This is a genomic window from Spongiactinospora gelatinilytica (genome assembly GCF_003236385.1).
Lineage (GTDB): Bacteria > Actinomycetota > Actinomycetes > Streptosporangiales > Streptosporangiaceae > Spongiactinospora > Spongiactinospora gelatinilytica.
In genome coordinates this window covers 1-590 of sequence record NZ_POUA01000814.1, presented here as the reverse complement: position 1 = coordinate 590, position 590 = coordinate 1, and the positions used below count along the sequence as shown (strand labels likewise).

1 protein-coding gene is annotated in these 590 nt (G+C 73.9%); it reads left to right on the top strand.

The window, feature by feature from the left end:
• Positions 1 to 292: 292 nt before the first annotated feature.
• Positions 293 to 590, top strand: a 298-nt coding sequence (locus C1I98_RS44860; protein WP_233508593.1) for a hypothetical protein, incomplete at its 3' end; no start/stop codon positions are given.

Below are 590 nucleotides of genomic sequence, written 5' to 3'. Positions count from 1 at the left end.
CAGACGTGTATAAGAGACAGACCCCAGGCACTGAGAGAGGACTCATCTACGCCCCCAGGCAGACCGCCCCGCCGGCACCACGAACGCGATCCAACGGCCCCCGACGCCGGATTCGGCCGCAATGACGGTGACCTGCCGTCGCTACGGGCACGGCGGACTCAGGCACAGGGGCCGCCGACACCGGCCGCCCCAGCAGCCCGCAAGCCCGGACTCGGACACGCCGACACTACAGGCGCAGCCGACAACCACTCAGAAGTCCGCAACCCCGGAATCGGCCATCACGACAAGCAGGATGACCAGGACCCGCCGCCGCGACCCGCGGCCGACCGCCATGCGGCGGCCCGCAGCGGCGAAGCCGGGCATACCGGCAACCGGGACGGCCAGGGCGCCGACCGGCACTACGGGCGCGACCGACCGCAAACAGCAGGCCGCAGCGGCGGAGTCGGGCACGCCGGCATCCGGGAGGGCCGGGGCCGACCGTCAGCAGCGGGCCGTAGTGGCGGAGCCGGGCACGCCGGCGGGCAGGATGACCAGCACCCGGCCGGTGCCATGGGCGGGGTCGTCCGCCGTCCCGGTGGGGGGTCAGAGGC